Below are 466 nucleotides of genomic sequence, written 5' to 3'. Positions count from 1 at the left end.
CGTTTTTTTGCAGTTAGCTCTCCATGTGTTTTCCCATAAACGAGGCGATGGTCTGCGCCAGCTTATATTCCGTTTCGGAGACGGGGATCAGGGGGCCCTGACCGACAAATACCACTGCGCCCAGCAGGTCGCCTTCCGACAAAATGGGGGCCGCCAGCAGAACCTGAAACTTCTCAACAGAGTCGCTTACCGGCATGGTAGGCTGGGCCGGGTCTGCCTGATAGACTTTCCGGGTTTCCATCTGCTCCTCCAGCTCCGGAGAAACGTGCTTGCCCATCAGCTCCCGCCGCCCGCCGCCGGCCACGGCCACAATGGTGTCCCGGTCGGTGACGGCGCAGATGGCGCCGGTGGACTTACTGACGGACTCACAAAGCTGTCCGGCAAAATCCTCCACGCCGCCCAGCAGCGAGTACTTTTTGAAAATGACCTCGCCGTCCCGGCTAGTGTAAATCTCTAACGGGTCGCC

General features: G+C 59.7%; 1 protein-coding gene. It reads right to left on the bottom strand.

All coding sequences use genetic code 11. From position 1 onward, the window contains the following. Positions 1-13: 13 nt before the first annotated feature. Positions 14-466: stage V sporulation T C-terminal domain-containing protein (locus B2W96_RS10260; protein ID WP_293010197.1), on the bottom strand; the 453-nt coding region annotated here is incomplete at its 5' end.

The sequence above is a fragment of the Oscillibacter sp. UBA6647 genome, assembly GCA_002455655.1.
Classification (GTDB): Bacteria; Bacillota; Clostridia; order Oscillospirales; family Oscillospiraceae; genus Oscillibacter.
The sequence above is the reverse complement of the archived record's forward strand: the minus strand, read 5'-3'. Positions and strand labels throughout refer to the sequence as shown.